The organism is Bacillus paramobilis, assembly GCF_038096195.1.
GTDB lineage: Bacteria > Bacillota > Bacilli > Bacillales > Bacillaceae_G > Bacillus_A > Bacillus_A mobilis.
Genome location: NZ_CP151108.1, coordinates 1773988 through 1790718, shown reverse-complemented (window position 1 = coordinate 1790718; position 16731 = coordinate 1773988). Strand labels below are relative to the sequence as shown.

Annotated in this window: 18 protein-coding genes and 1 pseudogene; 6 read left to right on the top strand and 13 right to left on the bottom strand. The window is 34.5% G+C overall.

All coding sequences use genetic code 11. The annotated features are described in order from the left end of the window. Nucleotides 1-39: 39 nt before the first annotated feature. Both AABL52_RS09325 and ccdA read right to left on the bottom strand, forming a co-directional pair. Nucleotides 40-546: a CcdC family protein gene (locus tag AABL52_RS09325; RefSeq protein ID WP_001028635.1), complete on the bottom strand. Its 507-nt coding sequence runs from the start codon at nucleotides 544-546 to the stop codon at nucleotides 40-42. 90 nt (nucleotides 547-636) lie between these two features. After that, nucleotides 637-1344: a cytochrome c-type biogenesis protein CcdA gene (ccdA, locus tag AABL52_RS09320; protein ID WP_097844375.1), complete on the bottom strand. Its 708-nt coding sequence runs from the start codon at nucleotides 1342-1344 to the stop codon at nucleotides 637-639. A gap of 486 nt (nucleotides 1345-1830) precedes the next feature. On the opposite strand from ccdA, the gene AABL52_RS09315 reads away from it, so the two are divergent. Then, on the top strand, nucleotides 1831-2739 hold the full coding sequence (locus AABL52_RS09315; RefSeq protein WP_341519224.1) for an EamA family transporter: 909 nt from the start codon (nucleotides 1831-1833) through the stop codon (nucleotides 2737-2739). Nucleotides 2740-2784: 45 nt separating this feature from the next. Here the strand turns inward: AABL52_RS09315 and AABL52_RS09310 are convergent. Then, nucleotides 2785-3540, bottom strand: a pseudogene (locus tag AABL52_RS09310) (RNA-guided endonuclease TnpB family protein); the annotation flags it as partial. A 67-nt stretch (nucleotides 3541-3607) separates the two neighbouring features. Here AABL52_RS09310 and AABL52_RS09305 point away from each other — a divergent pair. Continuing rightward, complete coding sequence (locus AABL52_RS09305; protein WP_341519223.1) at nucleotides 3608-4753, top strand: M20 peptidase aminoacylase family protein; 1146 nt, start codon at nucleotides 3608-3610, stop codon at nucleotides 4751-4753. A 40-nt stretch (nucleotides 4754-4793) separates the two neighbouring features. On the opposite strand, the gene AABL52_RS09300 is transcribed toward AABL52_RS09305, so the two are convergent. The 3 genes from AABL52_RS09300 to AABL52_RS09290 all read right to left on the bottom strand — a co-directional run bounded on the left by AABL52_RS09300 (nucleotide 4794) and on the right by AABL52_RS09290 (nucleotide 7299). After that, nucleotides 4794-5738 (bottom strand): ABC transporter permease, encoded by a 945-nt coding sequence (locus tag AABL52_RS09300; protein WP_340421431.1) that lies wholly within the window; start codon nucleotides 5736-5738, stop codon nucleotides 4794-4796. Further along, entirely contained in the window at nucleotides 5731-6642 is a 912-nt protein-coding gene (locus AABL52_RS09295; protein WP_341519222.1) for an ABC transporter ATP-binding protein, read from the bottom strand. Before AABL52_RS09295 ends, AABL52_RS09300 begins: the two co-directional genes overlap by 8 nt. Nucleotides 6643-6732: 90 nt before the next feature. Then, complete coding sequence (locus AABL52_RS09290) at nucleotides 6733-7299, bottom strand: ABC transporter permease (protein WP_341519221.1); 567 nt, start codon at nucleotides 7297-7299, stop codon at nucleotides 6733-6735. Nucleotides 7300-7473: 174 nt separating this feature from the next. On the opposite strand from AABL52_RS09290, the gene AABL52_RS09285 reads away from it, so the two are divergent. Further along, the gene (locus AABL52_RS09285; RefSeq protein WP_098238106.1) at nucleotides 7474-8073 is read left to right on the top strand and encodes a histidine kinase; all 600 of its coding nucleotides are present in this window, start codon (nucleotides 7474-7476) and stop codon (nucleotides 8071-8073) included. Between the two features lie 63 nt (nucleotides 8074-8136). Here AABL52_RS09285 and alsR read toward each other — a convergent pair whose 3' ends face one another. Beyond that, entirely contained in the window at nucleotides 8137-9042 is a 906-nt protein-coding gene (alsR, locus tag AABL52_RS09280) for an acetoin biosynthesis transcriptional regulator AlsR (protein WP_000423228.1), read from the bottom strand. A 152-nt stretch (nucleotides 9043-9194) separates the two neighbouring features. Here alsR and AABL52_RS09275 point away from each other — a divergent pair, with 152 nt between their 5' ends. Both AABL52_RS09275 and AABL52_RS09270 read left to right on the top strand, forming a co-directional pair. Then, entirely contained in the window at nucleotides 9195-9560 is a 366-nt protein-coding gene (locus AABL52_RS09275) for a CidA/LrgA family holin-like protein (protein ID WP_000872373.1), read from the top strand. Continuing rightward, nucleotides 9557-10234 carry an LrgB family protein gene (locus tag AABL52_RS09270; protein ID WP_000578956.1) on the top strand — a complete coding sequence of 226 codons (678 nt, stop codon included), beginning with the start codon at nucleotides 9557-9559 and terminating at the stop codon, nucleotides 10232-10234. Before AABL52_RS09275 ends, AABL52_RS09270 begins: the two co-directional genes overlap by 4 nt. Before the next feature lie 12 nt (nucleotides 10235-10246). Here AABL52_RS09270 and AABL52_RS09265 read toward each other — a convergent pair whose 3' ends face one another. Beyond that, nucleotides 10247-10660, bottom strand: a complete 414-nt coding sequence (locus AABL52_RS09265; RefSeq protein WP_000443012.1) for an NUDIX hydrolase — start codon at nucleotides 10658-10660, stop codon at nucleotides 10247-10249. 141 nt (nucleotides 10661-10801) lie between these two features. On the opposite strand from AABL52_RS09265, the gene AABL52_RS09260 reads away from it, so the two are divergent. Continuing rightward, entirely contained in the window at nucleotides 10802-11008 is a 207-nt protein-coding gene (locus AABL52_RS09260) for a DUF3903 domain-containing protein (protein WP_000624203.1), read from the top strand. A 419-nt stretch (nucleotides 11009-11427) separates the two neighbouring features. On the opposite strand, the gene AABL52_RS09255 is transcribed toward AABL52_RS09260, so the two are convergent. The 5 genes from AABL52_RS09255 to AABL52_RS09235 form a co-directional block, all read right to left on the bottom strand. Continuing rightward, nucleotides 11428-11574: a BC1881 family protein gene (locus tag AABL52_RS09255; protein WP_000644411.1), complete on the bottom strand. Its 147-nt coding sequence runs from the start codon at nucleotides 11572-11574 to the stop codon at nucleotides 11428-11430. 245 nt (nucleotides 11575-11819) lie between these two features. After that, nucleotides 11820-13547 (bottom strand): S-layer homology domain-containing protein, encoded by a 1728-nt coding sequence (locus tag AABL52_RS09250; protein ID WP_097844412.1) that lies wholly within the window; start codon nucleotides 13545-13547, stop codon nucleotides 11820-11822. A 213-nt stretch (nucleotides 13548-13760) separates the two neighbouring features. Then, nucleotides 13761-14327, bottom strand: coding sequence for a hypothetical protein (locus tag AABL52_RS09245; protein WP_341519220.1), 567 nt, complete (start codon nucleotides 14325-14327; stop codon nucleotides 13761-13763). 6 nt (nucleotides 14328-14333) lie between these two features. After that, the gene (locus AABL52_RS09240) at nucleotides 14334-15353 is read right to left on the bottom strand and encodes a nuclease-related domain-containing protein (protein WP_341519219.1); all 1020 of its coding nucleotides are present in this window, start codon (nucleotides 15351-15353) and stop codon (nucleotides 14334-14336) included. A 209-nt stretch (nucleotides 15354-15562) separates the two neighbouring features. After that, nucleotides 15563-16612: a GH25 family lysozyme gene (locus tag AABL52_RS09235; protein WP_341519218.1), complete on the bottom strand. Its 1050-nt coding sequence runs from the start codon at nucleotides 16610-16612 to the stop codon at nucleotides 15563-15565. Between the last annotated feature and the right edge of the window lie 119 nt (nucleotides 16613-16731).

Genomic DNA, 16731 nt, shown 5'->3' with positions numbered 1-16731 from the left:
GTCAAAAACGCTGTCTTTTTATTTATTACCTATACAGTTTTAAGTTAGTTTCATATCTTTTTCATTATAAAAACCATCTTCTTTTTCCATTTCCTTCTGTAATTTCGTAAAGGAACGGTACATTGCAATTCTCCATGATACAATCATCGCGAACGCCAGTAAGAAGAACATGCCACTAAGTTGTCCTAAATCAAGGGATTGACTTAAGTATGTTTTAAATACAATCCGTACGACAAGTAATCCAATTAATATAAAAACAAATGCTTTTGAACGCTTCAAATAAATCTCTTGTCCTCTAATTTCAAATTTAGATGTTTTAATAAGAAAAATAGAGAAAAACAAACCGACGCCAATTGCTTCTAATATTTCTGCTGGAGTTAGTCGAAATTCTGGAAAAACAAACATCAATGCTCCCGTACTCATAAAAAATGGTGGAAGTATAATTTTTTTCAATGTTGCAGGTTTCTTAGCTGCTTTTAAACGAATAAACATCGCACCGACAGCCATACAAACAGCAACGATACTGGATAAAACAACTATGTTCATATTTTCTCATCCTTTTTTGTGGCTATATGCAAAATATACTTTCATTATATGCTTTTCCGTTAGTATTTCCAACATTTTCACAGAATAATACTAAAAACCGGTAAAACCACCAAATAAACTTGAGAAATATACGATAATTTTCGTCATCCAGTTAAAGTATAGGAAGATACCCATGACAATCATAACGTATCCCCCGATTTTCATGAATTTCATACTATTTCTTTTAATCCAAGACATTTTCGTAATAAAGAATGATAGCACGAAAAATGGGATAGCAAATCCAAGTATGTATGCAATCATATAAATCATTGCTGATTCTGGGTTTGTTGCTGCTAATCCAATGACAGATACTAAAATAGGTCCTGTACAAGGTGTCCACCCTGCAGCAAAGGCCAATCCAATTAAAACAGATCCCAAATAGCCACTCGGACGATTTTTAAACGTAAATTTACGGTCTTGCATTAAGAATTTCGGTTTAAACACACCGACAATAATAAGACCGAACACGATGATAAATATACCACCTAACTGTCTAATTAAATCTTTATAATCTGTAAAGATACCTCCGATAAAGCTTGTACCAAATCCAATTGCAATAAATATAATTGAAAATCCAAGTAAGAAAAACGCTGTATGTATCATACTTCTCTTGCGAAGCATTGCATTTTCTTCTTTCAACTCAGAAACCGACATACCTGTTATGTACGATAAAAATGCCGGATAAAGCGGTAAGCAACATGGGGAAATAAATGATAAAAACCCGGCGCCAAACGCTAAAAAAATACTAATATCTTGCATTGTTCCACTCCTCTCCTTACATATTGTAGCAAAAACATATAAAAATACTGTGAACAATTCGTGAAATAACTTTTCCAACGTGATAATAAGAAAAACTTACCCTTTCACACAGTTTCTAAAAAACGTTTTCATTTCCTTCTATTATATAGAAAAATCTCAATTGAACTACGAAACTTCTCTAATTGTTATTAACATAACAAAGGTAACATAGTTTCTCAAATGATTAGCACGTTACGAGTACGTCTACATACATATTAGTTAAAAAATATTTTTTTCAAATGCTGTCTTTATACAATACAAAGCTGATTTTATAATACTTCTATTATTATTAATTTCAAGATTATGCATAAATATCATACTTTTATTATTATTCTATAAAATGTCACACTTTTCTTTTATTTGACCCTTCATTTTTAATTTTGTATACTTCCCTCTAGTTATATATGTCCGTTAGGAACAATTTCATATAGATGGGAGGAATTTTTCATGCTTCGTTATTCTCTTTTAGTTTTATTAGGAGCGTGTAGTTATGGAATTTTAGCTATTTTCGTTAAACTTGCCTATGCAGAAGGATTTTCACTTGGAGAAGTAATTGGCAGCCAATATTTGTTCGGTTGGATTATTTTGCTTGCTATTACACTTCTATTTTCTAGACATCGTGTTCCATTAAAACAAGCATTAATTTTATTCGTTGCAGGTACATCTGCAAGCTTCACTGGAATTTTTTATTATGCTTCATTAAAAACTGTACCAGCATCTATTGCAATTATACTTTTATTCCAATTCGTTTGGGTCGGAATTATTATTGAAGCAGTCGCAACAAAAACATTACCTTCAAGAGAAAAGGTGATTTCCGTTGTTTTTTTACTTGCAGGTACATTTTTATCAAGTGGTTTACTAGAAAAATCAGCAGGTGATTTCGATATGACTGGAATCATACTAGGCTTATTATCTGCTGTTACATTCGCAACATACATTTTCGTGAGCGGAAAAGTTGCTGTTGAGGTACCTTCATTACCACGTGGTGTTCTCTTAATGACTGGCGCTTTAACTTTAGTAATGATTGTATTCCCGCCAACATTTATTTTTAGCGGTGCAATTTCTGAAGGACTTTGGAAATACGGTTTAGGTTTAGGAACATTTAGTATCGTTATTCCTTCTATTGCCTTTACAATTGGTATTCCAAAGATCGGTTCTGGCTTAGCGACTATTCTTGGCGCAGCAGAACTACCAGTTACAACAATTATGTCTGTATTCGTTTTAAAAGAAGCTGTGCTCTCTTCACAATGGTTCGGTGTATCACTTATTTTAATCGGTATTGCTATCCCGCAAATTGCCTATGCAATGCGTGGACGTTATCGTAAACATCATACACACAAAAAATTGGCAGCTTGAACTACCCCCACTTAACACTCTAACGAGCTGTTTGAAGTGGGGGATTCCTACGGTTAGGAGCCTTATGGCCTCTTTTCTCAGATTCTCCGCTGCATTCACATCTCTATCATGATACATACCACAAGAAGGACACTTCCATTCACGCAGGTTCAGGCTTTTCACATCTTTATTTTTGTAGTCGCAATGCGAACAAGTTTGGGAACTAGCGAATGTTTTTGACACCACAATCACTTGTTTCCCATACCAGCATGCCTTATACAACAACATCGCTTTGAATTGTGACCATGATACTTCTTGAATCGCTTTCGCTAGTTTGTGATTCTGTAACATATTCGATACTTGTAAATCTTCTATCCCAATCACATCGTGGTTTTTGATGATCCTTGTAGAGAGTTTTTGCAAGTAATCCGTTCTTGCATTTTTGATTCGTTCATGAATACGAGCGACTTTCATTCCCTGTTTATGCCAATTCGCTCCGCCTTTTATACGTCTAGATAGAATACGCTGGGCATGAGCGAGTTTCTTTTCTAATACCCGAGACCATTTTGGATTACCGAATACCTCACCCGTTGAAAGAATAGCAAAGTTTTTCACCCCAACATCTATACCAACAGCGGAATCGGTCTTCGGCAATTCTTGTACTTCTGCTTCAGCAAGAATCGAGACAAAATATTTTCCACTTGGATTCCTTCTGACAGTAGCACTCAAAATTCGTCCTTCTATCTCACGACTTTTGACAAATTTGACAAGACCAAGTTTCGGTAACTTCAATTTATTATCTATAATCGCAATGTTTCCATTGAGAATCCTCTCCTTTCTTATTGTATACTTAATGTAAATACTTCATTTAAGAAAGAGGGCATAATAAGTGGCAGCAAATCTAGAACAATTAACGGAGGCACTCATTTCTATTCGTCGAAATTTGCATGAGCATCCAGAATTATCATACGAAGAATTTGAAACGACGAAAGCTATAAAGAATTGGTTAGAAGAGAAAAACATTACGATTATACATTCTAGTTTAGAAACAGGCGTTATTGCTGAAATTTCAGGGAATCATAGCGGACCGATTATAGCGATCCGTGCTGATATTGATGCCCTTCCTATTCAAGAAGAAACAAATTTGCCGTACGCTTCAAAAATTCACGGCAGGATGCACGCTTGTGGGCATGATTTTCATACAGCTGCTATTATAGGTGCCGCTTATTTATTAAAAGAAAAAGAATCTTCTCTTAGCGGAACGGTACGCTTTATATTCCAGCCAGCTGAAGAAAGTAGCGATGGTGCTTGCAAAGTAATTGAAGCCGGACATTTACGTGATGTGCAAGCTATTTTCGGTATGCATAATAAACCTGATTTACCAGTAGGTACAATCGGTATTAAAGATGGTCCACTCATGGCCGGGGTTGATCGATTTGAAATTAAAATTCACGGAGTTGGTACACATGCAGCTGTACCAGATGCTGGGGTAGACCCTATTGTCGCGTCCTCTCAAATTGTTATGGCACTCCAAACAATTGTAAGCCGGAATATAAGTTCCTCTCATAATGCAGTCGTTAGTGTTACAAACATCCATTCAGGAAATACGTGGAACGTTATTCCTGAAAAAGCAACACTGGAAGGCACTGTACGTACATTCCAAACGGAAACACGTGAAAAAATTCCTGTACTAATGAGACGTATTATTCAAGGGGTTTCTGATGCATTAGGTGTAAAAACAGAATTTCGTTTTTATGCAGGGCCTCCTGCTGTTCATAACGATACATTTCTAACAAACTTATCGACTCAAGTTGCAGAAACAATGAATTTAAATATCATCTCTCCTACCCCGTCAATGGCCGGAGAAGATTTTTCTTTTTATCAACAAGAAATACCTGGTTCATTCGTCTTTATGGGAACGAGTGGTACACATGAATGGCATCATCCCGCTTTTACAGTAGACGAACGAGCATTACCTATAAGTGCAGAATACTTCGCTTTGTTAGCTGAAAAAGCACTCAAACAATTTGCATAAAAAAAGAGCTGTTAAGAGATACTTAACGGCTCCTTTTTTATTAAGTTAAATCACGTTTTAAAAATACGGTATAGGAAATGCTTAAAAATACAAATAAATATAGGAATAACATACATGAAGCAAACGGGAACGTTACTCCATCAATAAAACTTCCATTCTTTGCAATACTGTATAAATCTGTGTTTGCTGGCAATAAATATTTCGCCCAATCATATCTAGTTGCTGCTAATAATGCAATGTTTCCTGATAAAGCAAGAAATAGTGAAATACCAATCGCGCCTCCGCTAGATCTTGTTAACACAGAAATCATAAATGCAAACGCTGCGTACACAATGGTCGGCAACCACGATAAAATATAATACTTACTAGCTTCTACAAAAATATTTTGTTTTATAATATTTCCGTCTTGGAAAATAAACTCGCTCCATGCAGGCTGCTGGAATTTATAAATAATAAGTCCACATAAAGTGGAGAAAATCATATTAAATATAAACAATAACGCTGCAAATATGACAATTGCTAAAAATTTCGCTGTCAAAATTTTAAAGCGACTTGCTGGTCGTATCGTTAAAAATTTATATGTTCCCCAGCTATATTCATTCGCAAAAATTGTACTTGCATACACGAGGATAAATGGGAGCAATATTGGAAATACGATAAAACCTGTATCTCTCATGAAAGAAAGCGGAGAGCTGCTTGCCGGCGCTGTATCTGTATCTAAATACTTCATCTTCAGCTGATATTCCTTTACAAGCTCGTCCCCAGATCGCTCTGCTAAAATAGCTTCTTTTTTCATGCCTAGTTTTTTCTCAATTTCTACAGTTCGTTCTGTATAATCGGCTTTCCATCCTTTTGTTTCCGGTTCTAAATACTTTACCGTAACCCATCCTAATCCAATTATTAATACTGCAATAACTGCAAAGGGAATAATCGTTCGCTTTCGCTTAAATATTTTATACAGTTCGTTATACACTAAATTAAACAATATCTTTTCCCCCTGTTAATTCTAAAAATTGCTCTTCTAACGTTTTTCTTTCTTCATATACACGATACACTTGAATATTTTTCTCAAGCAATGTACGAATAACATTTGGGATTTCTTCATCTTTTACATTAATAAGTAAATCATTTCCTTTTATTAAAACATCTTGCTCTAACATTTCTGCCGCTTTATTCGCATCATCTACACGTATACGAATTGTTTCCATCTCTTCGCTTTGATTATGCTGAATATTTTGCGTCGCGACATATTGTCCGTGCTGAATAATGATAACTCTGTCACACATTAATTCAACTTCTGAAAGTAAGTGACTAGATACAAGTACCGCTTTTCCTTGTTCATGTGCAATTTTCTTTATGTACATTCTCATTTCATGTATTCCACTAGGATCTAATCCATTCGTTGGTTCATCTAATATCAATACATCTGGATCGTGAATAAGTGCTTGAGCAATTCCTAAACGTTGTCTCATGCCAAGTGAATATGCTTTTACTTTGCGGTCAATTACTTGCCCCATCCCTAACAATTTCACTACTTCATCGATACGTTCTTCTGTCACGTTACCATTCATTCTTCCGAAATATGTTAAATTTTCATAGCCACTCAAGAAAGGATAAAATTCCGGTGTCTCAATTACTGCTCCAATTTTCGAAGCAGTACTTTCAAATTGCTGTTTTACAGATTGACCGTCAATCCAAACTTCGCCCTCTGTCATACGAATCATGCCGACCATCATTCTCATTAAAGTCGTTTTTCCAGCACCATTTGGTCCGAGCAAGCCAACTACTTCGCCCTTTTTAACTTCGAAACTAATATTTTCTACAAGTGTCTTTGAACCGATTCGCTTCGTTAATCGCTCAACCTTTACAATTGATTGTTCGTTTGTCATTCTATACAACCTTTCCTTCCCATTCTTTGTCAGGTCTTTACACTGTAACATGATTATTTTTATGTGTAAAATAGGAAAAGGCATGATTTCTCATGCCTTTTCCTTGAAATGAAATAAATTTTCATCTTGTAATCTTTGAACAAATCGAAAACATTGTATCATCGATAATAGGACGATAACGATCATAATTATACTAACAACTACTATTGCATATATTGTAATCGGTGCACTATTTATCCCTTGTATCCCTGCTATTTTCATAAAGATAATCGTAAATAATTTCAAAAATAACATCCCATTAACTAATCCAAAAACAAACGCTACGCCATAAATGAATAATTGCTCCTGACATAATAAACATAGTGCGTTCCTATTCTCTGCTACATAAGATTTAATTTCCTCTTTCCTCATTTGCAGCAGAGAAAACGTTATTTTATATGTAGTAAAAGTACATATAAAAATGAATATAAGAAACAGCGTGTAAAAACACATTTGAAATAAAAATGTAATTCCTAATTTCTCAACAACTACTTCATTAGATTGAAGCGATATCATAAAAAATAAAATCATAGTACTCATAGCAACCCACATAAATTGCTTCATCCTTTTGGCAGCAAATGTTCTTATATTTTTTCTCACTAACTGACATAAAGACATCTGTTCTTCCCCTACCTTACTTCATAACAAACTCATTCTATACTACAAGTGTATAAAAATATGACATTTTAAACATCGCACTACAATCTGAATTTGTTCTAAGTCTTTAGTCCTAGAGAATAAAATGGTAAAAAAATCATATTAAGAATATAATTGTAAAAAGGAGGGGATTGCATGCGTATAAAATTACTATCAATCTTGTTTTTATTATTTCTCACAAGTTGTAGCCCACTTAAAAACAATGAGATCGCGATTGTTGAGCCATACAAATTAACAGAAGAGCAATCTTCTATTTTACAAATGACTCCTTTTCAAGAAGGAAACAGCATGTTTTACAGCGTTACACTTAAAAATGAAAAAGATGAAATACATGCCACAATTGATTATTATCAAAATGGTAAAAAAACAAACGAAATTGTAAATACAGCTACCTCACATTTTCCAAAAAAGAAAGTAAAGCTTTCTTTTTTACCACCTCAATCCCAACTCGATAAAGATATACAAGCGCAAAAACATTGGTATGTTAATATTGAAGGTAGTTCCATGCTCGTTCCTGAAGAAGCACCTCCGAGTATAAATAGCTCTGCATCTACTACTCTTCAATCTACTATAAAATTAAAATATAATCAAAAAACGACTTTAACAGCTATAATAAAAACGAATAAAGAAACCGTAAGAATCCCAATGCTTGAGGAAAAAAGCGCTATTGACCAAATATTACAAGAAAATGAACATGTTTATCTCTTTAGTATAGAACTAAAAAAAGAACACTAAAGCGGAAATGCAATACTATTGCATTTCCGCTTTAGTGTTTAATGAGGTGTACTTTTAAATAAATTAATTAATCTCATCCTCAACTTCGATTCTTTTCTTCTCTCTTGCGATTTTTAAAAACTCTAAAAGTTCTGGGTTAGTATTCATTTTTTTGTAAGCTACTGACATTTCTGCAACAAAATTAGAATCATATAACTCTTTATATACGACTTCTGTTTTATACAATTTATTCGCCGATACAGGTATTACCGTAATTCCAATTCCTGCCGCTACAAGTCCCATAACTGTTTGATATTCCGTTGCTTCTTGTACAATATGTGGACTAAACCCGACGTCACGGCAAAGTGATAAAATTGTATCGTATAACGCTGGCCATACAGGCCTTGTAATAAATACAAACGGTTCGTCTCTTAAATCTTCAATATGTATTTCATCCTTTTCAGCAAGTGGATGCGCCTTCGGTAAACATAACGTACAAGAAAGCCTTTGAATTGGTTCTAACTCTAGCAATTGCGTTGGAATTGGTGGACGTAAAAAACCAATATCAATACGGTTATCGTGAAGTGCATGCACTTGATCTGGTGTTGACAGTTCATGTAGTGCAACAGACACTCTCGGAAATTTCTTTCTATACTCCCTTACGATAGATGGTAAAATATCATATATCGCCGCACCTACAAAACCAATTGAAAGTGAGCCCACTTCTCCCCTTTGGGCACTTTGTGCAATCTCTACTGCTTTTTCAATTTGTTCGAACGCTTTTTTTACTTCTTTTAAAAACATTTCTCCAGCCTCTGTTAATTCAACCTTTCTCTTCGTTCTTGAAAATAACATAACTCCCATTTCTTTTTCTAATTGCTGAATTTGTTGACTAAGCGGTGGTTGTGTCATTTGTAAACGAGCAGCTGCTCGTCCAAAGTGTAACTCCTCTGCCACTACAACGAAATATTGCAAATGCCGTAATTCCATTTTGGACACCCTTTTCACTTTCGATTAATACATCTAATATATTAATAACATATAATTTATATATTAGACAAATTTTTTGAATGAACGTATAGTAGAAATTGTTAATTCTTTTTTACAATTTTTATGTAAAAATAGAAAGAGGTGGTTACTGTATGAAATGGTGGAAATTAAGCGGACAAATTTTATTATTATTTTGTTTCGCTTGGACAGGTGAATGGATTACAAAACAGGCACACCTCCCAGTTCCAGGAAGTATAATCGGTATTTTTTTATTATTAATTTCATTAAAATTTAACCTAGTGAAAAAAGAGTGGATACAAGACGGAGCAGACTTTTTATTAAAAGAACTTATTTTATTTTTCATTCCTTCTGCAGTCGCTGTCATACGCTACAAAGATACACTATCACAATATGGAATCGATCTCATTTTAATTATTATGATTAGTACACTTTGCGTTACCTTAGTTACAGGACTCTTAACAGAATTGCTACTAAAGCGGAAAGGATCAACACAATGATCGGCTTTCTTTGTTTATTATTAACACTATTCACATATTGGATATCGAAGAAAATGTATCAACGCTGGAATTGGAGCTTACTTTCTCCTCTTCTCGTCTGTCCTATTATTTTAATTGCTTTATTACTCGGACTAGACACACCTTATGAAACATATGAAACAGGTGGTCAATGGTTAACAGAATTATTAAAGCCTGCAACAGTTGCTTTTGCATGGCCAATCTATAAATACTTTGATTTACTCAAGAAACATGGAATAGCTATCTTACTTAACGTCATTGTCGGTTCTTTTTTATCAGTTATTACTTCAGCACTACTAGCAAATTATTTTCAAATTGATTCATCGTTAGAACATAGTTTGGCACCTCATATTGTAACAACACCAATTGCAATGGCTATTTCAGAAATGATTGGTGGTATGTCACAATTAACAGCCGTATTTGTTGTTTTAACTGCATTAACAGGGGCACTGCTCGGTCCTTCTCTCATACGCATATGTCGTATTAAAACCGCACTCGCAAAAGGCATTATGTTAGGCACGAGCGCAAATGGAACCGGTACATCAAAAGCATTCGAAATCGGTCCTGTAGAAGGAACGATTGCAAGTTTATCTATGCTTTTAACAGCGGGAGCTAGTTTAGTTATCGTTCCGCTTTTCTTATCGTGGATACATTAAAAAAGCAAGTGTTTAAACACTCGCTTTTTTATTTATATATGTATTTAAAATCTCATAATCCTCCGGAAAAGATAGCGTTAATCCCTTCAATTCATCTATCTTTTTCCAAGCAATTTCATATATTAACTCATCAGGATCTTGAATTTTCATACTACCGCCTATTTTTTTAACGACATAATAATGAACGTATACAGGAACCCCATATGTAATACCTTCTTTTTCGTATATTTTATTTACAACTTCCACATTGTAACCTGTTTCTTCCCAAACTTCTCGAATACAACATTCTTCTATTGTTTCTCCCTTTTCAAGCCCGCCACTTGGAACAGACCACCTTTTTTCTTCACCCTTTTGCCCTTGCAACACCATTAAAACTTCATTTCTTTCGTTTACACATACTGCCGCACAACCTACCCATCTTTCCATATACATCCCTCCCCTACTACTATTCGTCTTCCTTTTTATTTTCCCCTTGAAAAAAGAGGAAAATAGTAAAACAATGACGAAAATTTACATCAACTTCATAGACAATCCCTACTTAGAAATTAAAAACGGAAGGATGGAAATATGATTTCTAAATATGTTGTGGAATGTGTCTTTTGTGAAGAAAATCGAAAACCGCGCCAAGCTATCGTAACAGTTCCCGCCACTACTCAGCTACTAGCCATTGAAAAGGTACGTGCGGAATGTAAACGTCGTTTCGGAAAAGCTTTACTATTGCAAACAGAAATTAAAGAAGAAATAACTTTTGAACAAAAAGAAAGCCGACCATAAATTGGTCAGCTTTCTTATCCGATCATATTTTCACATGAAGATTAGGGGCATCCTCTTTAAGGATCGGGATTTTCCCATTATGTACGTTCCATAATGGACATCGAACAATATATTTCTATGCAATTAATTATTGAATAGAATAGGGCAAAACTTGTTCGCATTTTTAGAAAAGGGATAGGGATATAATTCAAGTAGTACTTCGAATACTCGAACTTTACACTCATTATATTAAAGCAAATCCTTTTATATGGGAAATATGAATTACTTACATAATTCATTCGTAAAACATATTAGTTTGCTATATTATTTTTATTCCATCCATAACATACATCCAGCGAAAACTAATGTCATTATCATTGAAAACTTCAAAAGCACCCTGAACGGATGCTTTCTTACTTGTCTAAATTGATACTATGTACTTAATCTTGATTAATTAAAATAACCGCAGGACCAGCGACTACCACTCCAGCTACTTCTATCTTTTCAAATTCCTTTACTGTAATAGATATAACCCCTTCTCTTTCCATCAATTCTTTACTCAGGACATCAGTCGGTATAGCTTTCACCGTCTTACCTCCTCTTCATTTATACAATATGATAAAGTGAAAGTTTAATCAGTAAAGGTTTAGTTTAGTCCACTCCGCACTGATTATAATCGGGCTTCCCGTTTATGCACGATAAAAAACAACCCAATGCATCTATATATATGCCTCACCTCCGCTTTCATTCCTTATTCCCCTCAAAACCTTTCTCTCCCTTCCGTAACGTATTGAAAAATAAAAAAGCACTCGCAAAAGCGAATGCATTTTCATTATTTACTTTCAATTACTTTTAACATTCTATTAATAAATGCTGCCGATTCTCCACGTGTTGCAGCACCTTTCGGCATAAATTCATTATTTTCATTTCCTTTTACAATACCTAATCCATAAACACGTTGTACAGCTTGTTTATCATATGCTAAATCTTGATCCGAGAATGGTAATGGAACTAAGTTACCTTTAATTTTTTTATATTGCAGTGCACGGTCAATCATGATAACAACTTCATCTCGTTTAATCGTATCATTTGGAGCAAATGTCCCATTCCCTCTACCACTTATTATCCCGGCAGTTGCTGCACGATTAATACCATCTATTAGCGATGGATGTGCTGTATTTAAATCATTAAAATTTGATGACCCTTCAGGTAACTGCAATGATCTTGAAATTAAATTCGCAAATTCACCACGTGTTACAAGACGCTCTGGCCAATAAGAGCCTTTTCCATCCCCAACCATAATGCCGCGTTTATCTAATTCACGAATGTCTGCTTCGTACCAACCACCTGTTATATCATCTTTATGGTTCGCATCATAATAAACTTTTGTTCCTTGTAAGAATGGTTCCCACGCATTATTTTTAATCATAATAGCCGGACAATTCTTCCCGCTCCAAAATTGATGTTTCTTCACATTTTCTAAAGGAATATGTAATTCTCCCATTAAATACGCTGTTAATTTACGAGCATTTTCAACAGCTTTATTATAATCACCATCTTCATTTACAGCGATTTCAATCGCAATCGATTCTCGATTTCCAGTTCCTTCTGCTCCATCTCCAGCATGCCAACCATTTTCATTTAGTGGAAGGTGTTGATAAATTTCTTTATCGTCTACCGTAAAATGCCAAGATGCTGAACGATCTTCCGTTCCTGTTGCTTGGTTATATAAATATATTGCATGGTTTCTAGCATTTGCCCCAACACTGTAATTATCTGTCTCATGAATCGTAATATACTTCGGATTCATCGCATAACCTGGACGAATATTTTCATTTCCTTTCGGTACAATCATTTCTTTTAAAGTTACGCCATAAATATCTGTTGTTTTCTCTTCTACTGGCGCAGCATACATAACTGCTGCACGTTTCGTACGTGTTGGTTCTGTATCCTGAATAAGCGATGCCTTCGTTCCTTCGAATTTTGCTGAAGGGGAATAAATCCATTTCATCTCATCATTGATTTTTACTTGGAACCATTCTCCCGCCTGTCCCATTACTTGAATAGTTTGTGGCTCCAATACATTTTCTTCTTTGTATGAAGCAAATGGTTCAGAGTATGTAGAGGTTTCTTCATTAATAACTAACTTTTCACTTGATAACGTATGAACTTCTTTAACCTCTACATTCCCCTCACTATTTTGTATCCATCCAGTTTCAGATGAAGTCCGAACATAGTAAGCGTTTCCTTTTCTCTTCTCAGCTTTTACGACTTGATTCGAAATATGAACCCCTGTCTCTTTTTGAAGATTACTAGCATCATATAAAGGTACTTCTTTCACTATATGTACAAGAAATTCACCTGGCACTTCATTTTGTACTCCTTTATCTTCTCCTCGACCATCTTCATCTTTCATATGGTTTTCAATACTTTTTAAAGCTTGTTCATCAGGTGAAACTGTCACAGTTTTTTCAAGCTCGCTAGCATAGGAATAATTTGGAATCGTTACCATACTAAATACAATCGATGCAGCTAAAACATTATAAAATCTTTTTTTCATCATAATACTTAACACGTCATAATTAAATTCGTGTTAAATTCCCCCTCCTCAACTAAAATATATGTCATCTAGTAAACTATTAAACTACATAACCATTTACAATATAACAGACTCATTCCGATTCGTATAGATAGGAATGACTACTATTTGCCTACATTTACTATATTGGAATATAAAAAGAAGCTATAACATATAGCTTCTCCCTACGTTTCTTTAATCTCTATGCACCTTATATTCCATAACCCTACCATCTCTATCAAATTGTAAAACAAGCTGTTCACTATCGATTGAAATAAAGCCACGTTCATTTCCAAGATAGTACGAAGTGATAATCCCTTCTTCTCCATTTCTCGTTTCAGTAGGCGTTCCTAATAATGTTGTAATTTCTTCATTTGATTTCCCTGTTAATTTATATTTTTGCATTAGATCATCTACCATATGTACCCGTTTTTCTTCAGCATGTAACCACCGATCTTGATTAAACTTTGAGGTGTATGTATTCATACTTAATTGTGCAGTGCACACTAACAATAGAATACATCCTACTATCATTACACCTAGCATTTGCTTCTTTTCTGTATTACGATTTACAGAAGTACGTAAGACGAACTTTTGAATCACGACTAATATAGCAAATGGCATGACTACTACAAACATACTTTTTACACTTACTGACATATGGACCGAATCAATAACAAACATAAACGCAAGATACATTAGTATATACAAACAAACATAAACATACAAAATACCCCTGAATATAGCACTCAGAAAGCCCACCTCTTTTTAATTCATTTTATAATTCATCCGGTTAATGGTTTCTCGAAGCTTTTCTAACTCTTGATCTGTATATATTACTTTCCCTGTTAAAATCTCATTTCTGAAGAACGCTACAATTTGCTCTCTATCTTTTAATCTCGGTGTTTTTTCTTTAGAAAGATCTAGCACTTCTTTCCCACTCTCATTATAAAAATATACAATCGGTTTTACGTTTTCCTTTACAATATCAACTTGGATTTCTTTCAAACAATTGTATAGAATATGAGCTAGTTTCTTCGCTCTATATACTGGATTCCCTTCATTTTTCACTTGTATCGTTAATGAATCTTCACCTGTCATGCATTCAAACGTCTCTTCTTTCTCTACTTCTTGTTGGTACTTGCCAATTTCATCAATCATAAATGAATATATACTAGCATTTTCTTTCGTTAAGCCATGAATTAATTTCCCTGTCCATTCTTTCGTCTCAAGTAGATACATACCCGTTTTACTTAAGACAAGATGATGAATTCGAAAATCATTTCCACCGTGCTGATTTCTAATAAAAACATTCGGCATAATATGAAATTCATTATCTAGTATTATGCCTTGTTCTACGAAGCCTCGCTTCATATAATGTAATGTTTCGTGTGTATTCACTTCAGCGCCATTTTTCGTATACTCTCGTAAATTTGCAATTAATTGTTGAAACATATGTATTTCGTTACTATGCTTTTCTTGCACTTCACTGCGTTCTTTACTATATTGCACAGCTAATTGATTTTTCATCATACGCATATTTTCAAGTTCTCTAGCTGCACTTATTTGTAAATCATTATATTTCTTCTGTTCCATACTTTTCAATGTATTTTGTTGTTCTTTATGCTCTGTAACCGTAGCTGCAATTTCATTTTCATACGTTTCAATTGCTTGTTTCTTTTCAAACTCTACTTGCTGACTCTCTGATTCTAGCTGTTTATTTTTATAGAACAACACGAATGCTACAGCTAATAATAATAAAATCACACCTATTAGCACATAATCCATATTTTTACTCCTTTATTCCATTTTCATTTATTTTTATAAACATCCATTATATTATACTATGCTTTCAATATACACTTTGTAAAAATTACATATTTTTAATGAAACGAGACTTTAATAAGCCATTTTTCCCATGCCCTACTGATTGTTTCAGGTTGCTCTCAAATAGCAGAATAAAAGGCACCTCAGGCGAGATACCTTTTACGTGCATTTTATTGTACACCATACTGAATATAACTTGGATCATAGTATATCCAGCCATTTCCACCTAAACCAAGCCATCCATCTTGCTTACACCATACTCTATAAGCCTCACCATGATGTAACTGTCTTATAACATTTCCAGTTAATGATGGAGCATCCCGCAGATTCACATTATCACCAGTAATAGTCGCCACATAATGTTTATACTGAATGTAACTTGGATCATAGTATATCCATTCGTTTCCACCTAAAGCAAGCCAGCTACCTTGTTCGTTCAAAACTTCATACGATTCTCCTCTATTTAGCTGGCGGATTACACTAGATTGTAAAGATGGTCCACTCCGTAAATTTACATTATTGCCTTTAATTACAGCAACACCGTAGACTGCAGTAGCAGTACTAGGCGGGGAAACATTTCCACCACCATTTGTTCCATTTCCTTGCAAAGCTTCTAATGAAACCGCTGCTGATACATCACAATTTCCTACTACACCTGAAATCTTTCCAGAATCTGTGTATTGCCATGCTGTCCACTCTGTCCATCCACCAGCATCAGCAGGCGGCGTACTAGAGTATTTAGAAATCCAAAGTGGAATATCACTTAACCCGTTAATTCCAAACTCATTAATATACCAAACTCCTGTATATAACATGACATCTTTTCCAGTAGCCTGTTTCACATAATTTATGAAACTTCTTGCCCAATTAGATATAGCAGTACCAGTTAAATTACTATTACTCGGATCTATCGGTGATTCTAAATCTAGAACTGGCATTAAGTCTGTCTGATTGCTTTGTAATATGTTCACAAAATGTTTCGCTTCTGAAATTGCATCATTTAGTTCTGGATGTGCAAAATGGTATGCACCGATTAATACATTCGCATTTCGCGCTGCTTGTACATTTTGAACCAAGGTAGGATCAAGATTATTCACACCTTCTGTCGCTTTTGCATACGCCGCTGAAATACCGGATCCTTTCACTGCATTCCAATCAATATTCCCTTCCCAATGAGACACATCGATAAACGTAATATTTGAACTAGATCTATCTTGCATATAAAAGCTCCTATCAATTTTTTTCATTTCGTATACATACAATATGTACAACTTTATTAAAGGGTCACGACGTTTATACTATAGACATAAAGAGCAAACATATTTTATAAACAAAATAA

Excerpts from the sequence above, each read along its gene's own strand:
- AABL52_RS09325 (WP_001028635.1), bottom strand. The coding sequence starts at position 546 with ATGAACATAGTTGTTTTATCCAGTATCGTTGCTGTTTGTATGGCTGTC.
- ccdA (WP_097844375.1), bottom strand. The coding sequence starts at position 1,344 with ATGCAAGATATTAGTATTTTTTTAGCGTTTGGCGCCGGGTTTTTATCA.
- AABL52_RS09315 (WP_341519224.1), top strand. The coding sequence starts at position 1,831 with ATGCTTCGTTATTCTCTTTTAGTTTTATTAGGAGCGTGTAGTTATGGA.
- AABL52_RS09295 (WP_341519222.1), bottom strand. The coding sequence starts at position 6,642 with ATGACAAACGAACAATCAATTGTAAAGGTTGAGCGATTAACGAAGCGA.
- AABL52_RS09290 (WP_341519221.1), bottom strand. The coding sequence starts at position 7,299 with ATGTCTTTATGTCAGTTAGTGAGAAAAAATATAAGAACATTTGCTGCC.
- AABL52_RS09285 (WP_098238106.1), top strand. The coding sequence starts at position 7,474 with ATGCGTATAAAATTACTATCAATCTTGTTTTTATTATTTCTCACAAGT.
- alsR (WP_000423228.1), bottom strand. The coding sequence starts at position 9,042 with ATGGAATTACGGCATTTGCAATATTTCGTTGTAGTGGCAGAGGAGTTA.
- AABL52_RS09275 (WP_000872373.1), top strand. The coding sequence starts at position 9,195 with ATGAAATGGTGGAAATTAAGCGGACAAATTTTATTATTATTTTGTTTC.
- AABL52_RS09270 (WP_000578956.1), top strand. The coding sequence starts at position 9,557 with ATGATCGGCTTTCTTTGTTTATTATTAACACTATTCACATATTGGATA.
- AABL52_RS09265 (WP_000443012.1), bottom strand. The coding sequence starts at position 10,660 with ATGGAAAGATGGGTAGGTTGTGCGGCAGTATGTGTAAACGAAAGAAAT.
- AABL52_RS09260 (WP_000624203.1), top strand. The coding sequence starts at position 10,802 with ATGATTTCTAAATATGTTGTGGAATGTGTCTTTTGTGAAGAAAATCGA.
- AABL52_RS09250 (WP_097844412.1), bottom strand. The coding sequence starts at position 13,547 with ATGAAAAAAAGATTTTATAATGTTTTAGCTGCATCGATTGTATTTAGT.
- AABL52_RS09240 (WP_341519219.1), bottom strand. The coding sequence starts at position 15,353 with ATGGATTATGTGCTAATAGGTGTGATTTTATTATTATTAGCTGTAGCA.
- AABL52_RS09235 (WP_341519218.1), bottom strand. The coding sequence starts at position 16,612 with ATGCAAGATAGATCTAGTTCAAATATTACGTTTATCGATGTGTCTCAT.